Genomic DNA, 24,913 nt, shown 5'->3' on the forward strand with positions numbered 1-24,913 from the left:
AGCGACGGCATTGCGGGCCCGCTTGCCGCTCCGGAAGGAGGGACAGGAATGATTTTTGACCGGCTTATGATGTGCTTTGCAAATTCTTTTTATACCAGGCCATTGCTTCTCCCAGACCCTGGTCTACCGTATGGGTAGGCGCAAAGCCAAGCAGGTTCTGGGCCTTGGAAATATCCGCCTGCGAGTGACGGACGTCGCCCGCGCGGAAATCCTGGTACACCGGTTTGTGCTCGCTGATATGAGAAAAATCGTCCTTCAGCAAATCGCTCATCATCTTGTAAAGCTGATTCAGGCTGGTGGAGTCATTCAGCGCCACATTGTAGATTTCATTCAATGCCGCTTTGTCTTCCGTCAATGCGGACAGCAGATTCGCCTGGACGATATTGTCGACAAAGCAGAAATCGCGTGTGGTTTCACCGTCGCCATTGATGTACAGGGTCTGGTTCTTGATCAATGCCGCTACCCATTGCGGAATAACCGCAGCATAGGCGCCGTTCGGATCCTGGCGCGGGCCGAATACGTTGAAATAGCGCAGGCCTATGCTGTCTATGCCATAGCAGCGATTGAAGACATCGGCATACAGCTCGTTGACGTATTTGGTCACGGCGTAAGGGGACAAAGGCTTGCCTATCACCGATTCGACCTTCGGCAGGCCCGGATGGTCGCCATAGGTAGAGCTGGAAGCGGCATACACGAAGCGCTTGGTCTTGTGGTCGCGCGCGGCGACAAGCATATTGACGAAACCGGTCACATTGCTTTCATTCGACAAGATAGGATCTTCTATCGAGCGCGGTACCGAGCCCAGGGCCGCATGGTGCAGCACATAGTCCACACCTTCGCAGGCCAGTTGGCAATCTTGCAGATTGCGGATGTCGCCCTTGATAAATTTAAAATTGCGCCAAGCGGCTTCGCCGACCAGTTCGCGCACCTGATCCAGATTATGCTGGTGGCCGGCTGAAAAGTTATCGAGGCCGACAACGTTCTGATTCAGTTTGAGCAGGGTTTCCAGCAAGTTGGAACCGATGAAGCCGGCCACGCCGGTAATCAGCCAGCGGTGCTGGCGGGTTTTTAGTTGCTGCTGGATGTCTTGATATTTGGTCATTTTGCGTTATGTATCTTGGTGAGGTGGTTTAAAGCCGCCATACGCTGAAACCGGCGTCTTTCAATGCGCTTCTGTCGAATTTGGATTTGACGTCTACAAAACATCCGTTCGGCAAGGATTTAGCGGAATAATCGGATAATGGCCGCTGTATTAATTCATCGTGGGAAACTGCGGCAATAGTGACAGTAGCCCGCGGCAATTCATCCCAGCTTTCCAGCTTCAGGCCATATTCATGGATAGCCTCGGCCGCGTCGGCGAGAGGGTCATGTACGTGGACTTCGATGCCATAGGACTGCAATTCAAAGATCATTTCGGCAATTTTGGAATTTCTCAGGTCGGGACAATTCTCCTTGAAAGTCAGGCCCATGACATTGACCACGCAGCCTTTGACGTGATGATCCGATTTGATAATTTCCTTCACCACTTTTTCTGCGATGAACTTGGCCATGCCGTCATTGATACGGCGGCCTGCCAGGATCACCTGCGGATGATAGCCTAGCATATCCGCCTTGTGCGTCAGGTAGTAAGGGTCAACACCCACGCAATGCCCGCCGACCAGGCCCGGGCGGAAATTGAGGAAATTCCACTTGGTGCCCGCCGCCTGCAATACCTCCAGCGTATCGATGCCTATCATGTCGAAGATGATTGCCAACTCATTCATCAGCGCGATATTCAGATCCCGCTGGGTGTTTTCGATGACCTTGGCTGCTTCCGCTACCTTGATGCTGCTGGCCCTGTGTACGCCGGCACGGATGATATTCTCATATAGTCCCGCCACTTTCTCAAGCGTTTCCTCGTCGTCGCCGGAAACGATCTTCAGGATGTTCGGTAGCGTATGCTCCTTGTCACCCGGGTTGATGCGCTCCGGCGAAAACCCCACATGGAAGTCCGTCTTCCATGTCAGGCCTGAATGTTTTTCCAGGATAGGGATGCACACCTCTTCGGTGGCGCCGGGATATACCGTTGATTCGTAGACGACGATGGCGCCGCGCTTCATTTGCTTGCCGACAGCGGCGCTGGCGCTGCTGAGCGGGCCAAAGTCCGGGTTATGAGCAATGTCCACCGGGGTAGGCACGGCGATAATGATGAAGTCGGCCTGCGACAGGCTGGCCGGGTCGTTCGTGACGCTCAGGTGTTGTGCCGCCTGCAGTTCTTCGGTGCTCACCTCCCCTGTCGGGTCGATGAATTTCTTATAGCTGGAGACCTTGTTCTCAGACAGGTCGTAGCCTATGGTAGTGATTTTTTTTCCGAATTCTATCGCCAGCGGTAATCCGACATAACCGAGTCCAACGATGCCAACAACAGCCATAAAGTTTCCATTCAACAATTCGTTATTCAAGATTGCACTGTCATCCTGTTGCCTGGCAAGGCGGATTTACTTTACATTGCGCTGCAGCAGATCGCGAATGAAGTTCACCGGGATGGCATAGGTAATTCCACTGGGACTGGTGATGGCCGTTTCCTTCAGGCCCTTCACAAACACCATGTTGACAACGCCGATCACCTTGCCGGTTTCCGTATCATAAACCGGGCTGCCGCTATTGCCGGGATAAGCCGTCGCATCGAGCTGAAAAACCACATACGGCGCGCGCCGCAATTGGGCGATCACTTTTGGGTCCAGTGACTTAATGTCCTGCACCGGCTTGGTTACCGGCGTGATCGAGGAAATAATTCCCCTGTGGGTTGCGTGATGAAATCCCAGTACCGGACCCAAGGGAAAACCGGTGAGCGCAATCGCCTGCCCCTCTGCGACGTCGCTCGCTTCTCCCAGCGTCATCGCCGGCAACGGCGCGCCGCTGATCCTCAGCCTGGCCAGGTCATGCTCCTCATCGATTGCAACCACGGTCGCCGGCCTGAAATCCGGTGAATCGCCTTTGCCTACCAGCACGCCCAATGTTTCCGGCGATTCGGGGTTCAGGGGGCGGTTGACGACGTGCGCATTGGTAATGACTGTCAAGCCGTCGCCGACGACAAATCCGGTACCGCTAAAACTGATCGCCGGGCTGCGGGTTTTTTGCAGGGTGCCTACCGCGACCACTGAGGGCTTGACTACCTTGATCGTGGCAGGCAAGTCGGCAGCACAGGACAGCTGCACGAATGACAGGCCGAGAGATGCCAGGCAGAGGTTTTTCAAAAGAAAAATTTTATTCATGGCAACTTAGATTGAAATCGCGGCGATGGAATAGTGGCATCCTTCAGTGTGGCCTCGCATTGGCATTGCAAACGCAATGGGCTGAAGGAAAGAATTTTCAATTTCGCCATTATGGCGCATGGAAATAAAATTTACACGCCTGTTTTTGTCGGCGGTAACTGGGATAAAAATAGCAAAATCAGCAGATTCGGTCTTTTCTTGTAATATATTGACGATAACGGGCTGGCCTTATTTTTGATGTCCTGAATGCAATCCCTGTTTACTATGATCCCGACCAACTCCTCAGATAAGCATATGCCGACTTGCACGCAGGCCCAGGCCGACATGGCCCCCATTTGGACGCACTGATCCCGGCTTCGACGCCTGGCCCCAGGCGAACAGCGGCTGGCTTTGCCCTGCGGGACTTGTTCGCCGTTGTATTTGCCGGCATCGCGCTATGGGCGTTGACCAGCTATCCGCTGGGACGTTATTGGTCCTTGCTTGCGGCTTCCGGCTATGTGCTGGCATTGCGGCGCTGGCCGCGAGCCTGGCTGCCTGCGATGCTGGCAGTATTGCCGGTGCTTGATTTTGCCCCATTCAGCGGCTGGTTTTTCTTTGACGAGTTTGATCTGCTGGTGTTGCTGACGCTCGCTGGATTGCTATGGCGGCGGCCGTGCAGTGAGAAAAGCTACCTTTTTTCTGTGCCGGCGCAATGCCTGCTGGGGGGCTTTGTCGTATCGGTCGCGGTTTCCGTGCTGATAGCTTGCTATCCTTATCCTGCGTGGGATGCCAATGCCTTCAGCAATTACTACAGTCCTTATAATGCGCTGCGTGTAGGCAAGGGCGTGCTATATGCGATATTGCTGCTGCCGTTTCTGCGAGACGCGTTGCAACAGAATGCAGTAAAGACCTATAGGGCCATGGCCTTTGGCATGGTGATCGGTACTTTGGCCGCCGCCGCTGTAGTTATATGGGAACGGCTGTCGTTTCCCGGTTTGTGGAATTTCAATAGCGGCTACCGTGTCGTTGGCCCTTTCTCTGGCATGCACACTGGCGGCGCCTATGTAGAAGCCTATTTTGCGACGGCAATGCCCTTTGTGTTGTGGTGGACATTGAAGAGCCGGCGCTGGCTGCACAGGGGATTTGGCGCTGCCGTATTTGTGATCGGCTGCTATGCGATGCTGGTTACCTATGCGCGCGGCGGGTACGTGGCGCTGGTGCTGGCGATGCTGATATTGCTGCTTAGCCTGCTGTTTCGCCGCAGTGCCTTCTTTCGTCGGCCACATCTGCGTGGCGCCCTGATTGCCTTGCTGCTGCTGGTGGGTGCAGGATGGTTCGGCCTGAGAGATACGCCGATGGAGTACCGCTTCTCCATTGTTCAGAAAGATGTCGCCAAACGCACCGCGCATTGGGCGAAAGTGCTGGATATCATGGGCAAGGATGCCTACACGCAGGCGCTGGGCATGGGCCTGGGCAGTCTTCCATACGCTTATTACCGGCATAGCGGTACAGATATCCTGTCTAGCTATAATTTTGCCGGCGAGGCTGGCCATCAATTTTTGCTCCTCAGCGGCGGCGATCCCTTGTATTTTGAGCAGATAGTCGATGTACGCGGAGGGCAAGACTACAGGCTGGACCTGACCCTGATGGGGCGCAGTGACGATGCTGAACTGCTGATTCCGGTCTGCAGAAAGTGGATGCTGTATTCCACTGCATGCAGCTGGAACAGGCTGCCGGTTGGCGATACCGGTGGCGAGTGGAAGAAATACAGCCTGAACGTCAGTACCCGCAGGTTCCGCGAACAGGCCTGGCATGCCTGGCCCACGGCCAAATTGTCCTTACTGAACCTGAATGAAAACACCCGCGTTGCCATCGCCCACGTGTCGCTGCTTTCTGCCGATGGCAAGGAATTGATACAAAACGGCGATTTCAAGCAGGGCATGGATCACTGGTTCTTTGCTGCCGACAATCATTTGCCCTGGCACTTCAAGAACCTGTTCCTGCAAGTTTTCTTCGAGCAGGGCTGGCTGGGCTTAGGCTTATTCCTGGCCCTGCTGTTGTGGGTAGTGCGTGGACTGTGGCAGCGCTACCGCGAAAACAGTTTCCCTTTTCCGCCCATTGCGGCCGCACTGGCGGCATTCCTCACGGTTGGCTTGGTAGATAGCTTGTTTGATTTTCCGCGCATGAGCCTGCTGTTTTATATGCTGGTGGCTTGCGTGCTGTTGCGGCCGCGGTCTGCTACCGCTGCAGAAGGAAAAACGGCACAGGATTGATGCCATTCTGGCAAAAACCGGAGTGCCGGTTCACCTGCAAGCCTATTCCTTTGCCGGTCTATATTAGAATGCGGGTTCGGCACTTCGTCTCTGATTACCTATTCGACATGACTTTTCATACCTGGATTACCTATTTCCTCGCCTGCTGGCTGATTGCCATTTCACCCGGCTCGGGTGCAGTGCTGTGCATGTCGCATGGTCTCGCCTATGGCGTGAAGAAAACCTCGGGAACCATCCTGGGTTTGCAGATGGGCGGCATGCTGCTGCTGTTTATTGCCGGTGCGGGAGTGGGATCCATCCTGCTGGCGTCGGAGACCGCCTTTACGGTGGTCAAAACAGTGGGCGCCCTATATCTGATTTATTCCGGCATCAGCCAATGGCGTGCCAGAATTGACACGGGCAAGACAGCGCCAGCAGAACAGCCGGACAATGCCGTCAGCCAGGCAACAGCACCACGGATTGAAGTACCGGCTTTGCGCCAGAGGATTTTGCAGGGTTTTCTGACCAATGCCACCAATCCCAAGGGCATTATCTTCATGGTGGCGGTTCTGCCGCAATTCATCAGCGCGGAAAGGCCTTTGCTGCCGCAACTGCTGATACTGGCTGTGACCATGTGCAGCGTGGACCTGTTCGTCATGCACGGTTATGCCTTCGCTGCGGCCACCATGCAGGGTTTTTTCCGCAATGCGCGCGCAGTGAAAAGGCAGAACAGGTTTTTTGGCGGGGTACTGATGGCTGTCGGAACAGCGCTGTTTTTCGTCAAGCGCACCGCCTGAGACAGCGCAGGTAATTCCTGCAGCCCGTCAGGAGCAGGGATTGCCGCTGCCGTTGCTGGCGATCTTGTATAGCTCGTCTTTCAATTGGCAGCGCCGCAGTTTCAATTGCTGCAGCGTAGCGTCATCCAGTCTTTGCCTGGTGCCGGCTTCATCGCTGGTGATCTGGCTATCGACCTCGTCATGCGCGGCAAGCAGGCGCACAAAGTGAGGATCGTCTTTTCTCAGCATGGCTATTTTCTCGGCCAGTTCAGGACATTCTTTTTCAAGAGCGTGGGAGAGTAGGGATATTGACATGCTGCAACTCCTTTCAATGGGCCGCCATAAACGCCTGCCGGTCGTTGCATGGTAGTGCAGTTTCGCTTGCGCAGCAAATGCGCTAAATAATATTGCTTAACGGAACTAGGGTGTTTCACCGATACGCTGCAAAGATCCTCTGAGCAGGCTGTATGCAGAGCTTTCAAATTCCTCTGCCTGGCTCAGCTTCAATTGCAGGCGCAGCACGACCCGCTCTTCGTACACAGCATCCAGAACAAGCGCTGCATACTGTTCGGCCAGGCGCCGGAAGGCTGATTCATCGGCGAATTGCAAGGCGAATGTTCTTTCGCATAGTACTTCCACCGGAATCAATTCCGCCATCTTGAATGCGTCCGAGACCGCCTGGCCATAAGCCCGTGTCAGTCCGCCTGCACCCAGCTTGATGCCGCCCCAATAGCGTACGACTACCGCCAGCACATTCGCGACGTGCTTATGCACCAGCACGTTGTACATGGGTTTGGCGGCAGTGCCGGAGGGTTCGCCGTCATCATCGAGGCCGGAATCGCCCTCGCACAGCAGCACCCAGCAGACATGGACCGCGTTCGGATGCTCGGCACGTATAGCCGCCAGTTTCATACGGGCTTCGGCACGGCTGTTGACGGGGTGTAAGGAGGCGAGAAAACGGCTTTTCTTGATTTCTATTTCAGCGCTGCAGCTTGCTGCGATCTGGTACATGTCAGGTGGTCCACCGCTGGCACGGCATATTTCGCCGCATGTTAGCTCCGGGTTTCATTTCGCCCTGGCTGCCCTGAGCAGTATGCCTGCCAGCAGTGCCGCGGCTGCAGCCCAGAACAGGTAGGGGCTGTATGGGGTTTTCCCGACAAAGCGCGCCGCGCCATGAGCCAGTCCGCAGGGGCCGTCCAGCGTATACAGGCAATTGCCGGCGTCGGACAGGTGCATGCCCAGCTTGCCGACGATGGGCTGATAAAAGCTGAACCACCAGCCGACGGCTGCGGCCAGCATCAGGATGCCGGCGATCAGCAGGGCGTTTGCCAGGTTTTTCATGGATATCCTTGTGTGTTACGTCAAATGGCCCGCATTGCCGGGCGCATGCCTGCACGACTAATACGGTCCTGTTACTTTCAGGATGCGCTGCTCGTCTTCGCTGACATGGCAGGTGTAGCTGCGTGTTCCTGTATAGGCGCCGGAGGCAGTTCTTTCGCTGATTTTCAGGTAGTAGGTCTTTGCATAGACCTTGCCATTCATATACTCGATAGCGGCCGAATTGCCCTTTTTAATACTCTCTATGACGATATGATCGGGCTCGTCAAACTTGGCATAGGTACTGATTTTTTGTGCGCAGACATGCTCGGTGACCGATGCCGGCGCTGCTTCCGGTGCCGCATCCTTGCGTATCTTTTGCGCATTGTCGCCGCAGGGCTGGTCTGAATACACCACGCTGCCGCCGACTTTGCATTTGTACATATTGGCTTGTGCATAACTTAGCGTACAGCAGCCGGTCAGCAGTATAGAGAGGATCAATTTCATGTTGAGTCGGCGCAGGGCGCGGGCATGGTATGGAAATGGCGTGAGAACGATGCGGGCACAGGGCGTGCCCGCATGCTTGTGTTACACAGTCAGTGGCTTGTAGCGTATGCGCTTAGGTTTGGCGCCTTCTTCACCCAGACGTTTTTTCTTGTCGGCCTCATACTCCTGATAGTTGCCGTCAAAGAAGCTGACTTGCGAATTGCCTTCAAATGCCAGGATGTGTGTCGCAATACGATCCAGGAACCAGCGATCATGCGAGATCACCATCACGCTGCCGGCAAATTCCAGCAGTGCATCTTCCAGCGCGCGCAAGGTTTCCACATCCAGGTCATTGGACGGTTCATCCAGCAGCAATACGTTGCCGCCTTGCAGCAGTGTCTTGGCCAGATGCAGACGGCCGCGCTCACCGCCGGACAGGTTGCCGACGATCTTTTGCTGGTCGCCGCCCTTGAAGTTGAAACGTCCCAGGTAGGCGCGCGACGGCATTTCGAAGCGGCCCACGGTCAGGATGTCGGCGCCATTGGCCACATCCTCAAATACCGTCTTGGTATTGCCCAGGTCTTCACGCGACTGGTCGACCAGAGAGATTTTCGCGGTCTGGCCCAGTACCACTTCGCCGCTGTCCGGCTGTTCCAGACCCTTGATCATCTTGAACAGCGTGGACTTACCGGCGCCGTTGGGGCCGATGATGCCGACGATCGCGCCAGGCGGGATCTTGAAATTGAGATTGTCTATCAGCAAGCGGTCACCGAAGGCTTTGGAGACGTTCTTGAATTCGATGACTTCATTGCCCAGGCGTTCTGCCACGGGGATGAAGATCTCCTGGGTTTCGTTACGCTTCTGGTATTCGTGCTCGCTCATCTCGTTGAAGCGGGCCAGGCGGGCCTTGCTCTTGGCCTGGCGTGCCTTAGGATTCTGACGTGACCATTCCAGTTCTTTTTGCAGCGCTTTCTGGCGCGCAGATTCAGTGGCTTCTTCCTGTTTCAGGCGGGCCTGCTTCTGATCCAGCCAGGAGCTGTAATTGCCCTTCCAAGGAATGCCGTGGCCACGATCCAGTTCCAGTATCCATTCGGCGGCATTGTCGAGGAAGTAGCGATCATGCGTGATCGCAACGACGGTGCCAGGGAAGCGCAACAGGAATTGCTCCAGCCAGTCCACCGATTCAGCGTCCAGATGGTTGGTCGGTTCATCGAGCAGCAGCATGTCCGGCTTGGACAGTAGCAGGCGGCACAGCGCGACGCGGCGTTTTTCACCGCCGGACAGCACGCCTATCTTGGCATCCCAGGGTGGCAGGCGCAGTGCATCAGCCGCCATTTCCAGTTGCAATTCGACATTGTCGCCGGACGACGTGGAGATGATCGCCTCCAGCCTGGCTTGTTCAGTTGCCAGTGCGTCGAAATCGGCATCTTCTTCTGCATATGCTGCATACACCAGTTCCAGCTTGGCCTTGGCTTCAAATACCTCGCCCAGTGCGCCTTCCACTGCCTGGCGCACGGTTTGCTCCGGATCCAGTTGCGGTTCCTGCGGCAGGTAGCCGATGTTCAGGTTGGGCATAGGGACTGCTTCGCCCTGGATGTCCTTGTCGATACCGGCCATGATCTTCAGCAAGGAAGATTTGCCGGAACCGTTCAGGCCCAGCACGCCTATCTTGGCGCCGGGGAAAAAGGACAGGGAGATATCTTTGAGAATCTGGCGTTTCGGCGGCACGATCTTGCCGACGCGGTTCATGGTATAGACGTAATTAGCCATTTGCTATGTTTTCGCTAGTGAAAAGAGGATGGGCGCAAGCATAAACCATGTTGCGCCGGATTGGGGAGTGGAAGCCGCCGAAACCGGCTGAATTTTATGCCGGGTGTCTTCTGGCCGGCTATTTGGCCGGAGTTGCGGGCGCGACGATGTCGCGCTGCATGGGAGCCAGCAAGGCAACTAGTTTGTTTTGCGTCGCGAAAGGGATATTGTTCTTGTCCATCGCCATTTGCAAATCCTCGACCAGCGCATTGAATTGCAGATTGTTTATGCCCAATTTGCCGTGCACCAGTTTCATGTCATCGCCGGTATATTTGCATGGCCCGCCGCTGAGTACGCAAAACTGCTCTTTCAGCAGCTTTGCCAGGTTCTTCATATTGGTTTCCTTGAACTGTTCCTTGATCTTGGCATCCTGCAGTATCAGCACAATCAGGTCGTCGACAATATTGCTGATCCCCTGTTCTGCGCCCAGGCCCTGATACAGCTTGTCGTTACCTGCCTGTGCAAAACCGGGAGCAGGGAAAGAAAAGAGCAGGCCGAGCGCTAGACTGAGCATCATCATGCGCAAAGGCAGCTTATTGAAAATGGTCATAGCGGTTTTCATATGAGTTGGGCCTTGCTTGTCTAGTTGCCGATCTGCACGGACAGGTACCAGCCACGTTGCGTGGTCGGGTTGAATATGGTGATATCGCCCAGTGTTGCATAGGCGGCAGTGACTGATACGTTCTTGGTGGGGAAGTAAGCCAGGAAGACGTCGTAGTAATCCTTTTCATTGTCCACGCTCAGATTGCGCGGCTTCATCCTGTATTCCACGCCGCCGACCAGCTTGCGAGTAAACATATACGCTGCCGAAGCTTCAAACATGGGCTTGTAGTTATCGTGCTTGTCGCCGCCAAAGCCGAGTATGCCCATCTGGTTGGCCTTCGTCATGCGCACGGTGCCGTTCAGCAGCAGGCTCTGGTCCAGAAACAGCTTGGTTGCGGCGACGTAATAATCGATGCCGTGGTCATCGGTCGCGCCTAACTGCTTGACATTGGTTACTCCCAGGGCTCCCAGGCCGCCTATGCCGTTATTGCGCTTGTACATCGCACCGATGGCGATTTGCGGCATCAGCTTGTCCTGGTCTATCACGGCGTCGCCGCTTAGCTTCAGTTTGATGCCGATGATGTCCTGCTTGATATCCAGCTGGTTCAGCGGGGCTTTGCTGCCGGTGAACTCTTGCTTTGCCACAGAAATCTCTACCCGGTCGGCGATGCCCAGCGATAACCCGTAGGTTTTTAAAGTGTAATCCTGGGTGCTGACCTGGGTGTAATGGGCGTTGCCGCCGTAACTGTCCGAGCTGCCATAGCCGGTAATCAGCGCCCACGGCGTGATACCGCCGCCGCCGGCACCTTCCAATTGGCTGACGCCGCCGGTGGCAGTCAATTTGCCCATATCGGGCAAAGACAGGGACTCTGCCGAAGCCGGTGCGCCCGAGCACAAAGCCATGAGCGTCAAAGTTGTTGGGACGATTGCTGTTCTATATGACATTTTTTTGTTCTGGACAGATAAAAAAACGCGTAGTGGGGGAGCATATTAGTTTTATTCTAATTGATACTTTATTCCAATAGCTATAAGCAAGGGCATACTGAAAAATATGGTAAAAATACCACTCTTCATCGCTATAAAATGCAGGTACACTCTAACAAAAAAGTCCTGCAGGAAAGTTATCCAAGGACAAGTTTTTATGTGAAATATTGTTGAGTATGATTGAGTACAAGTAAGTACGAGCAAGGAAATCACAAGCAGACCCTGGTCTTCGTCGTCCGTCATCCTCTATATTTATAAAAAGGAGAGAGGATTTGCTGTTCTCTATAAGAGTCCGTCAAAAAACGGCCTTGTCCACCTCACATCAGAATTTGCGCCTGGGAAAAGCGGCAGTATGAAAAAAACTTCCTTACGTCGCGAGCTACTGATACCGGTCACTGTACTTGTCATCGGCGTGTCGGTTGCGATCGCCTGGGTCTCGATGAAGGCCGGAACCGATGCAGTACAGACGCTGACGCAAAGGGTGCTGACCGACATGGTCAACCGCATCAGCAATGCGACCGAGCGCCATCTGGAAGGGGCCTTGATCGCGCTGGAATCGATCTCGCCCAACCCCAAGACTGTCCCCAGGGAGCAGGTATTTTCCGACGACATGCATACGCTGGAGGTCAACCTGTGGGCTGCCAGCGGCCTGTTCATGAACGTGAATAATTACGTCTACTACGGCGGCTCGGACGGGCGCTTTGTCGGCGTGTATCGCATATCCAGCGATTTTGTCCAGTTGTTCTGGCGTCTTCCGGGTGAGGCGCAGCGCGAGGTATATAACGTCAACAGCCCCGGTGATCGATCGAAGATGATGCGAACGGACGGCTATGATCCGCGTAAACGGCCGTGGTACCGGATTGCCTCGGTGACCGATAAACCAGTGTGGTCGCCGATCTACAATAATTTCACGTCGGACTTCCCTACCATCACGCTGGCCAAGGCGGTATTCAGGAAAGACCATACGCTGTCAGGCGTCGTTGCTACCGATGTGACCTTGAAAGTGTTGTCCGACTTTTTAAAGACACTGGAAATCAGCAAAAACAGTGTTGCCTATATCCTCGATGCGGACGGCCATATCGTTGCGACCTCGGGGCAGGAATCTCCTGTAAAGACCGTCGCCGGCATGCCGGTGCATATGACGGCGACAGAAATGAAAACCTCGTTGATCAGCGAAACCTATAAGAAGAGTTTTGAGTGGCAAAGGCAGATTCTGCAGAAAAGCGCGGATGTGCCGCCCACGCGGCAACTGGAACTCAGCGTCGGCACCGTTGACGTCGCCGTGTCTTCGCTGGGGAGCAAGCAGGGACTTAACTGGCTGACCGTGGTTGCGGTGCCGCGCTCGGACTTCATGAGCGGCATCAACCAGGGCTTTGTGCAGAGTGCCATGATCGCCCTGGCCTGTATTATTTTTGCACTGACCATAGGGCTGGCAATGGTGGAGCGGGTAGTCAGGGATATCCGCAAGCTGACCAATGCGGCGGAGAAATTCGGTAACGGGGAACCGCTACCGGTGATGGATATACAGCGCGGCGATGAAATCGGTACGCTGGCGCAGACCTTTGTCGAGATGGAAAACAAGCTGCGCTTCGACAAGCTGACCCAGGTTGCCAACCGCGAATCGCTGTTCGCGCAAATCAACTACCTGCGCAAGCAGGCCGAACGCAACGCCAGGGATGTGGATGCGTTTACCCTGCTGTTCGTTGATCTGGACCGCTTCAAATTCATCAATGACAATTACGGCCATGATGCCGGCGACAAGGTGCTGGTGATTATTGCCGAACGCCTGAAGGCGGCGATACGCGATACCGATACAGTGGCACGCTACGGCGGCGACGAGTTCGTGCTGTTGCTGAAAGAAACCAAGAGCTCGATAGACATCAATAATATGGTGGAGAAAATCTGCGCGCTGGTGGAAGAGCCGATCTCACTGGATCAAACGATAGTCAGTGTCGGCGTCTCCATAGGCTGGGCCAGTTTCCCCGATGACGGCGACGACTATGTCAGGCTGATCAAGATTGCAGACGGGCGTATGTACAAGCGCAAGCGTGACCGCAAATCCAGCCAGATGCATCTGGTTTGAGCTTCTGCGGCAGGTGCTCAAGGCAGGACCGTGCAGCGGTGGCGGTGCAGTAACAGTAATCAGGCCGCTGCTGAATACTCCGGCGGCACCCATTTCATTACCCATTCCTGCAGGTGCTCTGCGGGCATGGGTTTGCTGATGTAATAGCCCTGGGCTTGGTCGCAGCCCATTTCCCTCAGCAACTGCATCACGTCCTTGTTTTCCACGCCTTCGGCGACGACCCTCAGGCCCATGTTGTGGCCCAGGTCGATGGTGGACCTGACTATCTTCGCATCATCCAGATCCTGCTCCATTTTCAGTACGAAGGATTTGTCTATCTTCAGTTCATCCACCGGCAGGCTCTTCAGATAGGCCAGTGATGAATAGCCGGTGCCGAAATCGTCAATCGACAAATCCACGCCCATCACATGCAGGCGCTCCAGGGTTTGCTGCGCCCGCACCGGATCATCCATGATGGCGCTTTCAGTGATTTCGAGGCAGAAGGACTCGGGGCTGATCTTGTGGCGAGCCAGGATATCGGCAAATTTGTTCGGCAGGTCCTGATCCAGCAGATCGCGGGTAGACAGGTTGACCGACATTTTCAGGTGCAGGCCGCGTGCCTCCCATTCACTGCACATGGTGGCCGCCTGCTCCAGTACCCAGCGGGTCAGCAGCCGTATGAAGCCGGTTTGCTCTGCGAAAGGGATGAACTGGTCGGGGAAAATGAAACCACGCTCAGGATGTATCCAGCGCACCAGAGCCTCTACCGCAATCACCCTGCCGGTACCTAGCTCCACCTTTGGCTGTACATACAGGCGGAAGGCGTTGTGATCTAGCGCGGCCCGGAGTTCGCTCAGTAGCGACAGGCTTTGCTGGCTGGACTTGTCGATCTCGGGAATATAAGTGACTGCGCCGCTATTTCTTTGCTTGGCCGCATACATTGCCACTTCTGCATGGCTGAGCAGGGTTTCAGCGCTGGTGGCGTTTTCCGGATAACCGGCGATGCCTATGCCGGCGCCGAGATCCACGGTCTGGTCTTCGATGGAGATCGGTTTTTCCAGCGATTGCAGGATACGTGCAGCCAGTTCCTGCGCTGCCGCCAGGCTGGAATTGGGCAACAGGATCGCAAATTCGTCGCCACCGAGGCGCGCCGGCTTGGTTGCGCCCTGGCCGAGTTCGGCACTGAGCCTGACTGCGACCTGGGTCAGCAGCAGATCGCCGAAGCTATGTCCCATGACGTCATTGACATGCTTGAAGCGATCCAGATCCATCATTAATACATAACAGGATTCTTCCTTAGATTCCGCATGCTTGATGGCGTCGTTCAGCATGTTGACGAAGCGCGCCCGGTTCGGCAGATTGGTCAGCGTATCCCAGTACGCGAGGCGCAGGATTTCTTTCTCACGATTGGCAATGCCGTCGCGCATGCTGATGAAGGTGCGCGCCAGTTCCCCTATTTCATCCTGGCCCTTGACGTCTATGGTGGCGGAGTAATCGCCGGCGCCCAGCTTCTTCGCTGTTTCCGCCAGTTGCCGCATGGGGCCGGTAATGCGCCTGGCGGAGAAGACACTGATGATGATCGCCACCAGCACGCCCAAGCCTGTCAGCACCAGCAGGCTCAGCTTCAGGTTCTCATAAGGGGCGATGGCTTCATTGATGGATCTTTGCAATACCAGTACCGTGGTCTGGTTCTGGCGCGGATTTTGTGCCAGCTTCAGCACGCGCGCGCTGTAATTATCGTTGCCAATATCCAGGTCTTGCAGAAAAAAGGCCTTGTCCAGCGTCGTCGGCAATTGCTTGGCCAGGTCGCCTGCCTCTGCCGGCGCCAGTGTGGAGACGCTGGAACTCCATGGGCCGCCGTCGCTGCTGGTCAGCAGCGATACCTGCATCGACGATAGTTCGCGCATGTCGGCGACGATCTTTTTATCGATGGGAATTGCCATCACGACCCAGCCTATTGTTACCGGTGCTTTCAGCGGCACGACAACCAGCTGGTAGGGGTGGCTCTCAACAATGGTGGTACTGGATGTAGCGCCGCCATTCTGTTCCGCCTGGTCTATCATCGTCGGGATGGATTGCTGCAGGCTGGCTGCCAATGCAGCGTTGGTCGAAGCGGTAATGCTCTTGTCCAGACCTATCAGCACCGTCAGCGTCGCGCCTATCCGTTCACCGTGGTTGGACAAAGCAGATTCTATGGTGTCGCGGTCATTGCTGCTGACTGCAGTCAGGAAGCCGAACTCGGAAGCCAGCACCTTGGCACCGAAGATCAGGCGTTGCGCGTTTTGTTCCAGCAGATTGCCGAACTGGCGCTCGCCGATTTTCAGATCGGCCTGGATGGAGGCGCGCGCATTGGCCTGGATTTCGTGGCGTATGGTGAAATAGCCGGCCAGCTGAACGGCCAGTATCAGGACGATGAATAGGGCGACGACACGGCTTTCCAGGCTATGGAAGCGCATAGGCCGTTCCTGAAAATTGCTGCGTATGCCGTGCAGGCGAGTGGCAGCATTTAAGCAAAGTTGCGTGCATTTCTGAGCCGGAATCTGGAGACGTAAGTTTGCTAGCTGGCTTTGTAATTCAGTTTAACAGTAATTGTCGCATCATCTTTATAGCTAATGCTCTGTTCGTTGACAGGAATGCCTGCAGCCTGTTTGAAATGCCAGGTTTTCAGCGCATATTTGCCTGCCGTAATGGAGTTGATCCTGGCCCGGCCGCTGGCATCCGTCTTTGCGAAATACGGGGTATCGACCACCTGGATATAGGCAATCATCTGGTCATGAATATTGCAGCCTACGACTACCGTGCCTGGCTTGTCGAAGAGTATGGGCTTGGTGGGAGTGCCCGCATACAGCTTGATATCGAAGGGCTTGGGCGCAGAAAAAGAATAGGCGTGGTGGCGGACAGTATCATTATTCGGGAAACTAATCGCCGTACCGGTCTGGACCACAGTCACCAGAGGGATGAACTTTTTGTCCTTTTGCTCGACATCCACTTGCGGCGGGGACTTGACCAGCGGAGCCGTTCCTTCGGCGTACACAACGGCATCTGCAACCGGCTGACCCGCGCTGTCGACTACCTGCACCGTCAGGGTGGCAAAGGCGCTGCTCGCCACCATGCCATTTAATAAAATAACAACGGCGGTGTGCATTAGACGTGGTCTGCTCATATTTATGCCTGAAACGGCCCAAGGTAATCAGTAAAGCGCACAAGTCTCAATCCGGAGGCTTATCTCCGGGAAACTATGCAACGCATAACTATACTACTGGCGTGGCTGTTTTTGCAGGAGTATAGAAATAATGCCTAACGGAAACTTACGAAATAAAGTGTGGTTTTACAATAGTTGACAAACACCAATAGTGAGTCGAGGCAATATGTTTCGCATATAATGTGATGCAAAGAATTTAATACGTCGTTAATACGAGACTCGCCGCTGCCAAGTTTCGTCGCTATCACGGCCAAAAAGGCATCGCTTCAGTGAATTAGATGTCAAAACAGCACCGAGACAGACGCATCTCGCTACGTGCTGCCGCTCTTTGCCGTATGATAAAAGTGAATAGAGCATGTTGTCGGTGAGGCGCTACTAATGTATCTTCTGCCTCTACCCAAAGGATTTGCTGCACTGGAATATTAATCGCAATTGCATCCTAAATAGAATGTATGGAATCAATCATTAAGCACCTTGTGGAAATTACCGGTCATCGTGACCATGATCTCCTCAATATTTCTGTGATTTCTGCATTAAGCGAACTGACGCATGCGGAGTATGCGCGCGCGCTGGATATTGTTGCCGTTGGAAAACAAATCTTTGTGCAACCGCAAATCACGATCAAGAATGGCAAGGTGCTTACCGTCGATGAACATCTGGTCGCGGTGCAGACCGGCGAGGCGATTAGCCAGTATCCTGCCCTGGAGCAGGGAATCACCCAGCATTCCAATCTGATTGAGAGCCTGACTGAAGACGGCAAGCGCATAGTCTGGCTGCCCATCTGGATCAACGACAAGGTCAGCACTTGCCTGGAAATCATCAATCCCGCGTCGTATACAAAAAATACGATGGAGGCGATGGAAGGCATATTAATCGTTTACCGCAATTTCCAGAACCTGCTGGATTACAGCGAACGCGACTCGCTGACCGGCTTGCTGAACCGTAAAACCTTCGACGATAATTTTTCCAAAGTATTGCGTGCGACATCGCAGCAAAGCAGCAATGAAGGTAGCGAAGTGGATGGCGGCGGTGTTGAGCGCCGCCAGCATGAGCCGGAAAAGCAGCACTGGTTGGCGGTGCTGGATATTGACCATTTCAAGCGTGTGAACGACCAGTTCGGCCATCTGTACGGCGACGAGGTGCTGATCCTGATCGCTAACCTGCTGCGTTCCTCTTTCCGCCCTACTGACCGCCTGTTCCGCTTCGGCGGCGAAGAATTCGTGATCTTGCTGCGCTCCACCACGCAGGAAGACGCGCAGCATATCTTTGACCGTTTCCGTACCAATGTGGAGCAGCACCACTTTCCGCAAGTAGGCAAGGTGACCGTCAGTGTCGGTTTTGCCCGCATCGATCCGTTTGAGCCGGCGGTTGCCATCATGGGCCGCGCCGACCAGGCGCTGTATTTTGCCAAGAGCAATGGCCGCAACCGCACCTGTTATTACGACAGTCTGGTGCAGAGCGGCGATCTGCACACCGAGCGCTCCAACGATACCGCAGAGTTCTTTTAATTTCCCTGAGTTGCCGCGCTATCCGCTTTTTAGTGGATGGCTCGTTTTACGCCTGCCGTCAGCGCGCCCGCGATGATCAACAGGGCGGCGGGGCCGGGTGTCAGGCAGATCACGCCGGTAGTGACGACAAAAATTAGGTAGGCGTCCCAGCTCATACTGCTTCCTTCAATTCTGCGGATGGGGCAGGGCGTGCGCGCGACATCGTCAGCAGCAGGACGCTGCCCAGGATAATGCCCATGGCCAGCAACTCACGCGGCCCCAGCTTTTCTCCGCCCAAAACCACGCCCAGCGTCACAGCGATCAACGGATTGACGTAGGCATAGCTGGACGCCAATGCCGGAGGCACCGTGGACAATAAATACATATACGCAGTAAATGCCAGCAGGGACCCTGCCACGACCAGGTAAGCCCAGGCCATGAACGCAGGCAGCGTGATCGGTGCGCTGAAACTTTCACCCTTGAGCGCAGCGACGATGCTCAGGAATACACCGCCCAGCAGCATTTCGCTGGCAAATCCCATTGCGCCTGGGGCCAGCGACAGCTTTCTTTGCGACAGCACTGAGCCTATGTCCCAGCAAAAGATGGCGCCCAGCAGTGCGACGATACCTATGGGCTGTGCCGAGAAGTCGCCGCTGCTGGCCAGCAGGATGGCGCCGGCAAAACCGCTCAGGATACCGGTCCATTCGCGTTTATTCGGCCAGTCGCCGAACATGCCCACGCACAGCGACAATATCATCGGCGAGCAGGCGATGAATACTGCGGTCAGCCCGGACGATACATATTGCTGGGCCACTGCAGTCAGGCCCATGCCGCCACCCATCAGCAGGATGCCGACCACGCCGGCGTCACGCCATTGCATCAGGCTGGGATTTTTGACGCCACGCAATTTCAACCAGCCGAACAGCAAGGCGCCGGCCACCAGGAAACGCGTGCCCATCAATAGGAAAGGCGGAAACGAGGCCAGCGCAACGTGGATTGCATAGTAGGTTGAGCCCCAGACTATATAGACAGTCAGCAGGGCAAAAAGAACGAGTCTGGGCAGGCGAGGCATGATATTAAAAAGAGGTAATAAGGGGGTAACAGGGTGTAAAGAGCGCTCAACAAGGGCTTGGAGGCAACATTCAGTAGTGACAGTGTATGCCTGCAGAGTCTGTTTTTGAATAGATAAACGAAGGCAAATCGGTTACATTACTTTTGAATTAATTGAAAATGAGGGGGTTTTCCATGAAACTAGAATTGGATCAGATGGACGGCAAGATCCTGGAAATCCTGCAGGCCGATGCCCGCGTCACGCTGGCGGAAATAGGTCGCCGTATCCACATGAGCCAGCCGGCAGTGGCTGAGCGGGTCAAGCGCATGGAAGCCGCCAATGTGATCACTGGTTATCACGCGCGCGTCAATCCCGAGGCGCTGGGTTACAGCCTGACTGCGTTCGTGAGAGTGGCAGTGCGCTCGGATTACCGGCTGGTTGCCGCCGTCGCCGAGGAAATGCCGGAAATTGTCGAATGCCATTCTGTCACCGGTGACGATTGCAGTATCGTCAAGGTGGTCGTGCCTTCGGTAAAGGAGCTGGAGCGCGTGCTGGTGGAGCTGACCCGCCGCTGCGGCGACACTTCCACCTCACTGATCCTGTCGTCCCCGCTGGAACGGCGCGCGTTGCGGCCCGTCTTCAATTGAAAGCCTAGGATGGAACTGCGCCAGCTCAGGTATTTTGTTGCCATCGTCGATCACGGCTCCTTGTCGCGGGCGGCGCGTGTTTTGCATATCGTGCAACCCGCGTTGACCCAGCAATTGCAGCAACTGGAAGAGGAACTGGGTGCCGCACTGCTGCACCGTTCTGCGCAAGGCATGCTGCCCACCGATGCGGGCAAGCTGTTTTATGAGCATGCGCAGGCCATCCTGAAGCAGGTGGGCGATGCCAGGTCTGCCGTGGCGCAGTCTGCCGACAAGCCTACCGGTACCGTGGCGCTTGGTATCCCGCAAAGCGCGTCCGGCGCACTGGCACTGCCTTTACTGAAAGCGGTGCGCGCGCACTATCCTGAAATATCCCTGCAAATGACGGAAGAGCTGACCGGCAACCTGATAGAGCAATTGAAGTCCGGCCGTATCAATCTGGCCGTCCTGTTCGACGACGGCCAGTTGTCCGGCTTTGCCGTCAAGCCCATGGTGGAAGAAGAGATGATGTACATTGCGCGCGCCGATTCGCAATTCATCAGCAAGCGCAAAGTCATCCCGCTGGACAAGGCGCTGCAGGCGCCTTTGATACTGCCCGGCTTGCAGCACGGCGTGCGGCCGCGCATAGAAAACATCGTGCGCCAGGCGGGTTTGTCGATTGACAATGTGATCGACATCAACTCCATCGCCATCCTGAAATCGGCCTTGATGGCCGACATGGGGGCGACGATCTTGCCGGTAGCTCCGCTGCTGTCGGAGATAGAGCGTGGTGAGCTGCGCGCCTGGCCCATAGGCGGTGCAAAGATAGTCCGTAGCGTAGTGTTGTGTTCATCGAAAAACATTCCCCTGACCAATGCCGCCGGTGCGGTAGAACGGCTGGTGCTGGAAGTGGCGCGAGAGTTGTGCGCCAGCGGGCGCTGGCTGGGTGCGCGGAACTTAATGTAATAGATCTCACTTCACAAGTAGTGAGATGCGCTGGCCTTGAAGCTTGCTCGTCATCGCTCCAGGTTTTTTTGACCGCCTCAAGCCGGATATCATTTTTTATGATACCCCTATTCAAATTCCATATTTCCCAGGGGCGGTGATAATCCCTACACTGGCCGTACAGCAGATTTCAAAGGGAGTCGAGGAGGCGCTGCAGCTAGGACCTGGTCTTGTATCAATGCTCACATTGCACTGATGTAAATTCAAGTTCGTATTCGAAGCTTCCTTTGAACATCCAATCTGTATAAAAAATATCAATACATTGTGCTAACAGGCCGCCAATAGGGGTGGTTTCGGTACTCGGGTATTTCTATTTTTGATGCAAGTTGGAATAAAATGGCTGCCATCACAGCCCTGCACGATTGACAAACCTGTGTCTTACCGGACGCATCGAATGTCAGTTTGCAAACGAAATCACAAATTTTTGGAGTACACATGTCATCCGACGCAGCAATGGAATCTGCTGGTCTGGCGTCCGCGCCCGCCCAGCAATCTGCCACGCAAGATACCCCCATCCTCACTCGCAATGAGCAAGCCGCACCAGCCTTGGCGCCGGTCAGCCTGGACGATAAATACACGTCCAATAGCGGTACGATCTTTCTGTCCGGCATACAGGCGCTCGTGCGCCTGCCTATGATACAAAGACAACGCGACCTGGCCGCGGGCCTGAATACGGCGGGATTCATTTCCGGCTATCGCGGCTCTCCTTTGGGCGGTCTGGATGAGACACTGTGGAAGACCAAGAATTTACTGGAAGCCAGTCACGTCAAGTTTGTGCCCGGCGTGAATGAGGACCTGGCGGCCACGGCGGTCTGGGGTACACAGACGGTAGACCTGATAGGCCCCGCCAAATACGACGGCGTGTTTGCGATGTGGTATGGCAAAGGCCCGGGCGTAGATCGCTGCGGCGACGTGTTCAAGCATATGAACCACGCCGGTACCGCCAAGCATGGCGGCGTATTGCTGGTAGCGGGCGACGACCACGGTGCATACTCTTCCACCTTGCCGCATCAGTCCGACCATATTTTTTCCGCCTGCATGATTCCCATGCTGTATCCCTGCAATGTGCAGGAATACCTGGACCTGGGTTTGCATGCGTGGGCGATGTCACGCTTTTCCGGTTGCGCGGTCGGCTTCAAGGCCCTGGCCGATACGGTCGAGTCCAGCTCGTCGGTGGATGCCGATCCCTTCCGCCTGAAGATCACGATACCGGAAGATTTCGTGATGCCGGAAGGCGGCCTGAATACGCGCTTGTCGCTGGATACGCTGGGCATACAGGCGCGCAAGCAGGAAGCGCTGATGCAGGATTACAAAATCTATGCAGCGCTGGCCTATGCGCGCGCCAACAAGCTGAACCACACAACGATAGACAGCCCGCACGCGCATCTGGGCATCATCGCATCCGGCAAATCCTACCTGGATGTGCTGGAGGCGATGGAAGAGCTGGGTATCGATGAAAGATTCGCCGCCGAAATCGGCATCCGTCTGTACAAGGTGGCGATGCCGTGGCCGCTGGAGCCGGAAGGCGTGCGCGAATTTGCGCAGGGCCTGGACGAAATCCTGGTCGTTGAAGAAAAACGCCAGATCGTTGAATACCAGTTGAAGGAACAGTTGTATAACTGGCGTGACGATGTGCGTCCGCGCGTGATCGGCAAGTTTGATGAAAAAGGCGAGTGGGTAGCGCCGCGCGGTGAATGGCTGTTGACGTCCAAGGCCGATTTCTCAGTGGCGCAAATTGCACGCGTCATCGCAGCGCGTATTGCCCGCTTCCACACCAGCGATCTGATCAAGGCAAGGCTGGCCTTTTTGGAGGCCAAGGATGTGGTGCTGAATAAATCGGTTAGCACACCGCCGCGCCCGGCTTATTACTGCTCCGGCTGCCCGCACAATACGTCGACCAAGGTGCCGGAAGGCAGCCTGGCGCTGGCTGGCATAGGTTGCCATGTAATGGCGACAGCGATCTACCCGGAATTTAACAAGCTGACCACGCACATGGGCGGTGAAGGCGCACCGTGGATAGGCCAGGCGGCCTTTTCCAGCTTGCCGCATGTATTCCAGAACCTGGGCGATGGCACATACTTCCACTCCGGCTACTTGGCGATACGCGCCGCGGTTGCTGCGAAAGTGAATATCACCTACAAAATCCTGTACAACGATGCGGTAGCGATGACCGGCGGCCAGCCGGTGGACGGCACGATCACGGTGCCCATGATGGCGCAGCAGATGGCCGCCGAAGGCATACAGCGCATTGCCCTGGTGACCGAGGATTTGTCGCGCTATACAGACCGTTCCAGCCTGCCTGCGCTGGTGACCTTGCATGACCGCAAGGACATGGATGCGGTGCAGCGCGAATTGCGCGAGATCAGCGGCGCCACTGTCTTAATCTACGACCAGACTTGCGCTGCTGAAAAGCGCCGCCGCCGCAAGAAGGGCGAGTTCGCCGATCCCGACCAGCGCATGGTGATCAATGAAGCAGTCTGTGAAGGCTGTGGCGATTGCGGAGTGCAATCCAACTGCACGTCTATCATGCCCTTGGAAACCGAGTTTGGCCGCAAGCGCACGATAGACCAGTCTTCCTGTAACAAGGATTATTCCTGCGTCAAAGGTTTTTGCCCCAGCTTTGTGACGGTGGAAGGCGGCAAGTTGAAAAAATCCAAGGCCGGTGTAAGCAAGGGTGATGACGGTTTCGGCATCTTGCCGCAGCCGCAAATTCCAGGCTGCGCAACACCGTACAACATCCTGCTTAACGGCATAGGCGGCACCGGTGTTATCACCATCGGCGCGCTGATAGGCATGGCGGCCCACCTGGAAGGCAAGGGCGTTTCCGTGCTGGATATGACAGGCATGTCGCAAAAGAACGGCTCGGTCACTTCGCATATCCGTATCGCCGACAAGGCGGCACGCTTGCGCGCGCAGCGCATTGCCACAGGCGAGGCGGATCTGGTACTGGGCTGCGACATCCTGACTACCGGTGCGCATGACGCCATCTCCAAGATGCGTGCAGGCCGCACCCGCGCGGTCGTAAACACACATCAGCAGCCGACCGGCCCGTTTGCGAAGAATCCTGATTGGGAGTTCCCGGCAGAGGCAGTAGAACAACTGATCGTGGAATCGGTAGGCAATCATGCCGACTTTATCGATGCCACCAAACTGGCAACGGCACTGATGGGCGATTCGATCGCGACCAACCTGTTCATGCTGGGCTTCGCCTACCAGAAAGGCGCGATTCCTGTTTCCGAGCAGGCCTTGATGCGCGCAGTGGAATTGAATGGCGTTGCGATTGAATCCAATAAGAAGGCTTTCCTGTGGGGACGCCGCGCCGCGGTCGATCTGCAGCTTGTGGAAAAGGTCGCGATTCCTTCGCAGCCTGTGATCGTGCAAATGCCGCAGAGCCTGGACAGCATCATCAAGCGCCGCGTCGCCTTCCTGACCGATTACCAGGATGCTGCGTATGCGCAGCAATATCAGGATCTGGTCGGCAAGGTGCGCGCGGTGGAATCCGGGCTGGCACTGGGCAATAAACTGACTACGGCAGTGGCCAAATATGCATTCAAGCTGATGGCTTACAAGGATGAATACGAAGTTGCCCGCCTGTACACCGACGGCCAGTTCACCGAAAAGCTGAAACAGCAGTTTGAAGGCGACTTCTCGCTGAAATTCAACCTGGCGCCGCCCTTGTTCTCGAAAAAGGATGCGCAAGGCCATCTGGTCAAGGCGCAATACGGCTCCTGGATGTGGCAGGCATTCACCCTGCTGGCCAAGTTCAAGAAATTGCGCGGCAGCAAATTGGACATCTTCGGCTATACCGAAGAACGCAAGGCCGAGCGCGCGATGAGCGCGGACTACCAGCAAATGATCTTGTCCCTGATCAAGGATTTGAACCAGGACAAGCTGGAACTGGCCGTGGAACTGGCCAGCCTGCCGGAAAAAGTGCGCGGCTTTGGCCATGTCAAAGAAAAAGCGATGAAAACCTACTATGCTGACAAGGCTGGCTTGCTGCAAAAGTTGCCAGGCAAAGTTGCTGGCGTGATAGCGCAGGCAGCTTAGTTTCTGTGAAGGCAAGGCGAATACCGCCTTGCCTTC

Annotated in this window: 21 protein-coding genes; 7 read left to right on the forward strand and 14 right to left on the reverse strand. The window is 55.4% G+C overall.

Annotated elements, in window-relative coordinates; all coding sequences use genetic code 11:
* Positions 1-64: 64 nt before the first annotated feature.
* The 3 genes from IEW12_RS25505 to IEW12_RS25515 all read right to left on the reverse strand — a co-directional run bounded on the left by IEW12_RS25505 (position 65) and on the right by IEW12_RS25515 (position 3,254).
* Positions 65-1,102 (reverse strand): SDR family oxidoreductase, encoded by a 1,038-nt coding sequence (locus IEW12_RS25505; protein WP_188568966.1) that lies wholly within the window; start codon positions 1,100-1,102, stop codon positions 65-67.
* Between the two features lie 28 nt (positions 1,103-1,130).
* On the reverse strand, positions 1,131-2,411 hold the full coding sequence (locus tag IEW12_RS25510; RefSeq protein ID WP_188568967.1) for a nucleotide sugar dehydrogenase: 1,281 nt from the start codon (positions 2,409-2,411) through the stop codon (positions 1,131-1,133).
* 66 nt (positions 2,412-2,477) lie between these two features.
* Entirely contained in the window at positions 2,478-3,254 is a 777-nt protein-coding gene (locus IEW12_RS25515) for a S1 family peptidase (protein ID WP_188568968.1), read from the reverse strand.
* Positions 3,255-3,589: 335 nt separating this feature from the next.
* Here IEW12_RS25515 and IEW12_RS25520 point away from each other — a divergent pair, with 335 nt between their 5' ends.
* Positions 3,590-5,506 carry an O-antigen ligase family protein gene (locus IEW12_RS25520; RefSeq protein ID WP_188568969.1) on the forward strand — a complete coding sequence of 639 codons (1,917 nt, stop codon included), beginning with the start codon at positions 3,590-3,592 and terminating at the stop codon, positions 5,504-5,506.
* Between the two features lie 107 nt (positions 5,507-5,613).
* On the forward strand, positions 5,614-6,282 hold the full coding sequence (locus IEW12_RS25525) for a LysE family translocator (protein ID WP_188568970.1): 669 nt from the start codon (positions 5,614-5,616) through the stop codon (positions 6,280-6,282).
* A 27-nt stretch (positions 6,283-6,309) separates the two neighbouring features.
* On the opposite strand, the gene IEW12_RS25530 is transcribed toward IEW12_RS25525, so the two are convergent.
* The 7 genes from IEW12_RS25530 to IEW12_RS25560 all read right to left on the reverse strand — a co-directional run bounded on the left by IEW12_RS25530 (position 6,310) and on the right by IEW12_RS25560 (position 11,319).
* Positions 6,310-6,576: an HP1242/YdcH family protein gene (locus tag IEW12_RS25530; RefSeq protein ID WP_188568971.1), complete on the reverse strand. Its 267-nt coding sequence runs from the start codon at positions 6,574-6,576 to the stop codon at positions 6,310-6,312.
* A gap of 105 nt (positions 6,577-6,681) precedes the next feature.
* On the reverse strand, positions 6,682-7,272 hold the full coding sequence (locus IEW12_RS25535; RefSeq protein ID WP_188568972.1) for an IMPACT family protein: 591 nt from the start codon (positions 7,270-7,272) through the stop codon (positions 6,682-6,684).
* Between the two features lie 54 nt (positions 7,273-7,326).
* Complete coding sequence (locus IEW12_RS25540) at positions 7,327-7,602, reverse strand: hypothetical protein (RefSeq protein ID WP_188568973.1); 276 nt, start codon at positions 7,600-7,602, stop codon at positions 7,327-7,329.
* A gap of 57 nt (positions 7,603-7,659) precedes the next feature.
* Positions 7,660-8,085, reverse strand: a complete 426-nt coding sequence (locus IEW12_RS25545; protein WP_188568974.1) for a DUF4124 domain-containing protein — start codon at positions 8,083-8,085, stop codon at positions 7,660-7,662.
* An 81-nt stretch (positions 8,086-8,166) separates the two neighbouring features.
* Complete coding sequence (gene ettA, locus IEW12_RS25550; protein ID WP_188568975.1) at positions 8,167-9,834, reverse strand: energy-dependent translational throttle protein EttA; 1,668 nt, start codon at positions 9,832-9,834, stop codon at positions 8,167-8,169.
* A 118-nt stretch (positions 9,835-9,952) separates the two neighbouring features.
* The gene (locus tag IEW12_RS25555) at positions 9,953-10,423 is read right to left on the reverse strand and encodes a group I truncated hemoglobin (RefSeq protein ID WP_188568976.1); all 471 of its coding nucleotides are present in this window, start codon (positions 10,421-10,423) and stop codon (positions 9,953-9,955) included.
* Positions 10,424-10,455: 32 nt separating this feature from the next.
* The gene (locus IEW12_RS25560; protein WP_229751366.1) at positions 10,456-11,319 is read right to left on the reverse strand and encodes a DUF3034 family protein; all 864 of its coding nucleotides are present in this window, start codon (positions 11,317-11,319) and stop codon (positions 10,456-10,458) included.
* Positions 11,320-11,752: 433 nt separating this feature from the next.
* On the opposite strand from IEW12_RS25560, the gene IEW12_RS25565 reads away from it, so the two are divergent.
* Complete coding sequence (locus IEW12_RS25565) at positions 11,753-13,483, forward strand: diguanylate cyclase domain-containing protein (protein ID WP_188568978.1); 1,731 nt, start codon at positions 11,753-11,755, stop codon at positions 13,481-13,483.
* 59 nt (positions 13,484-13,542) lie between these two features.
* Here IEW12_RS25565 and IEW12_RS25570 read toward each other — a convergent pair whose 3' ends face one another.
* Together IEW12_RS25570 and IEW12_RS25575 are read right to left on the reverse strand one after the other, a co-directional pair.
* The gene (locus IEW12_RS25570; RefSeq protein ID WP_188568979.1) at positions 13,543-15,918 is read right to left on the reverse strand and encodes a bifunctional diguanylate cyclase/phosphodiesterase; all 2,376 of its coding nucleotides are present in this window, start codon (positions 15,916-15,918) and stop codon (positions 13,543-13,545) included.
* Positions 15,919-16,019: 101 nt separating this feature from the next.
* The gene (locus IEW12_RS25575) at positions 16,020-16,625 is read right to left on the reverse strand and encodes a methylamine utilization protein (RefSeq protein ID WP_188568980.1); all 606 of its coding nucleotides are present in this window, start codon (positions 16,623-16,625) and stop codon (positions 16,020-16,022) included.
* A gap of 491 nt (positions 16,626-17,116) precedes the next feature.
* Here IEW12_RS25575 and IEW12_RS25580 point away from each other — a divergent pair, with 491 nt between their 5' ends.
* A complete protein-coding gene (locus IEW12_RS25580) occupies positions 17,117-18,172 on the forward strand; it encodes a GGDEF domain-containing protein (protein WP_188568981.1) in 1,056 nt (351 codons plus the stop codon).
* 29 nt (positions 18,173-18,201) lie between these two features.
* Here IEW12_RS25580 and IEW12_RS29040 read toward each other — a convergent pair whose 3' ends face one another.
* Together IEW12_RS29040 and yedA are read right to left on the reverse strand one after the other, a co-directional pair.
* Positions 18,202-18,327, reverse strand: a complete 126-nt coding sequence (locus tag IEW12_RS29040) for a hypothetical protein (RefSeq protein ID WP_268237274.1) — start codon at positions 18,325-18,327, stop codon at positions 18,202-18,204.
* Positions 18,324-19,223 carry a drug/metabolite exporter YedA gene (yedA, locus tag IEW12_RS25585; RefSeq protein WP_188568982.1) on the reverse strand — a complete coding sequence of 300 codons (900 nt, stop codon included), beginning with the start codon at positions 19,221-19,223 and terminating at the stop codon, positions 18,324-18,326. The genes IEW12_RS29040 and yedA overlap by 4 nt, the downstream gene beginning before the upstream one ends.
* A 173-nt stretch (positions 19,224-19,396) precedes the next feature.
* Here yedA and IEW12_RS25590 point away from each other — a divergent pair, with 173 nt between their 5' ends.
* The 3 genes from IEW12_RS25590 to IEW12_RS25600 all read left to right on the forward strand — a co-directional run bounded on the left by IEW12_RS25590 (position 19,397) and on the right by IEW12_RS25600 (position 24,877).
* A complete protein-coding gene (locus tag IEW12_RS25590) occupies positions 19,397-19,849 on the forward strand; it encodes an Lrp/AsnC family transcriptional regulator (RefSeq protein ID WP_188568983.1) in 453 nt (150 codons plus the stop codon).
* A gap of 9 nt (positions 19,850-19,858) precedes the next feature.
* Entirely contained in the window at positions 19,859-20,791 is a 933-nt protein-coding gene (locus IEW12_RS25595) for a LysR substrate-binding domain-containing protein (protein ID WP_188568984.1), read from the forward strand.
* Positions 20,792-21,265: 474 nt separating this feature from the next.
* On the forward strand, positions 21,266-24,877 hold the full coding sequence (locus IEW12_RS25600; RefSeq protein ID WP_188568985.1) for an indolepyruvate ferredoxin oxidoreductase family protein: 3,612 nt from the start codon (positions 21,266-21,268) through the stop codon (positions 24,875-24,877).
* Positions 24,878-24,913 lie beyond the last annotated feature (36 nt).

It is taken from the genome of Parundibacterium terreum (assembly GCF_014636315.1).
Lineage (GTDB): Bacteria > Pseudomonadota > Gammaproteobacteria > Burkholderiales > Burkholderiaceae_D > Undibacterium > Undibacterium terreum.

Excerpts from the sequence above, each read along its gene's own strand:
- IEW12_RS25505 (WP_188568966.1), bottom strand. The coding sequence starts at position 1,102 with ATGACCAAATATCAAGACATCCAGCAGCAACTAAAAACCCGCCAGCAC.
- IEW12_RS25510 (WP_188568967.1), bottom strand. The coding sequence starts at position 2,411 with ATGGCTGTTGTTGGCATCGTTGGACTCGGTTATGTCGGATTACCGCTG.
- IEW12_RS25515 (WP_188568968.1), bottom strand. The coding sequence starts at position 3,254 with ATGAATAAAATTTTTCTTTTGAAAAACCTCTGCCTGGCATCTCTCGGC.
- IEW12_RS25525 (WP_188568970.1), top strand. The coding sequence starts at position 5,614 with ATGACTTTTCATACCTGGATTACCTATTTCCTCGCCTGCTGGCTGATT.
- IEW12_RS25530 (WP_188568971.1), bottom strand. The coding sequence starts at position 6,576 with ATGTCAATATCCCTACTCTCCCACGCTCTTGAAAAAGAATGTCCTGAA.
- IEW12_RS25535 (WP_188568972.1), bottom strand. The coding sequence starts at position 7,272 with ATGTACCAGATCGCAGCAAGCTGCAGCGCTGAAATAGAAATCAAGAAA.
- IEW12_RS25540 (WP_188568973.1), bottom strand. The coding sequence starts at position 7,602 with ATGAAAAACCTGGCAAACGCCCTGCTGATCGCCGGCATCCTGATGCTG.
- IEW12_RS25545 (WP_188568974.1), bottom strand. The coding sequence starts at position 8,085 with ATGAAATTGATCCTCTCTATACTGCTGACCGGCTGCTGTACGCTAAGT.
- ettA (WP_188568975.1), bottom strand. The coding sequence starts at position 9,834 with ATGGCTAATTACGTCTATACCATGAACCGCGTCGGCAAGATCGTGCCG.
- IEW12_RS25555 (WP_188568976.1), bottom strand. The coding sequence starts at position 10,423 with ATGACCATTTTCAATAAGCTGCCTTTGCGCATGATGATGCTCAGTCTA.
- IEW12_RS25560 (WP_229751366.1), bottom strand. The coding sequence starts at position 11,319 with ATGGCTTTGTGCTCGGGCGCACCGGCTTCGGCAGAGTCCCTGTCTTTG.
- IEW12_RS25565 (WP_188568978.1), top strand. The coding sequence starts at position 11,753 with ATGAAAAAAACTTCCTTACGTCGCGAGCTACTGATACCGGTCACTGTA.
- IEW12_RS25570 (WP_188568979.1), bottom strand. The coding sequence starts at position 15,918 with ATGCGCTTCCATAGCCTGGAAAGCCGTGTCGTCGCCCTATTCATCGTC.
- IEW12_RS25575 (WP_188568980.1), bottom strand. The coding sequence starts at position 16,625 with ATGAGCAGACCACGTCTAATGCACACCGCCGTTGTTATTTTATTAAAT.
- IEW12_RS25580 (WP_188568981.1), top strand. The coding sequence starts at position 17,117 with ATGGAATCAATCATTAAGCACCTTGTGGAAATTACCGGTCATCGTGAC.
- IEW12_RS29040 (WP_268237274.1), bottom strand. The coding sequence starts at position 18,327 with ATGAGCTGGGACGCCTACCTAATTTTTGTCGTCACTACCGGCGTGATC.
- yedA (WP_188568982.1), bottom strand. The coding sequence starts at position 19,223 with ATGCCTCGCCTGCCCAGACTCGTTCTTTTTGCCCTGCTGACTGTCTAT.
- IEW12_RS25590 (WP_188568983.1), top strand. The coding sequence starts at position 19,397 with ATGAAACTAGAATTGGATCAGATGGACGGCAAGATCCTGGAAATCCTG.
- IEW12_RS25595 (WP_188568984.1), top strand. The coding sequence starts at position 19,859 with ATGGAACTGCGCCAGCTCAGGTATTTTGTTGCCATCGTCGATCACGGC.
- IEW12_RS25600 (WP_188568985.1), top strand. The coding sequence starts at position 21,266 with ATGTCATCCGACGCAGCAATGGAATCTGCTGGTCTGGCGTCCGCGCCC.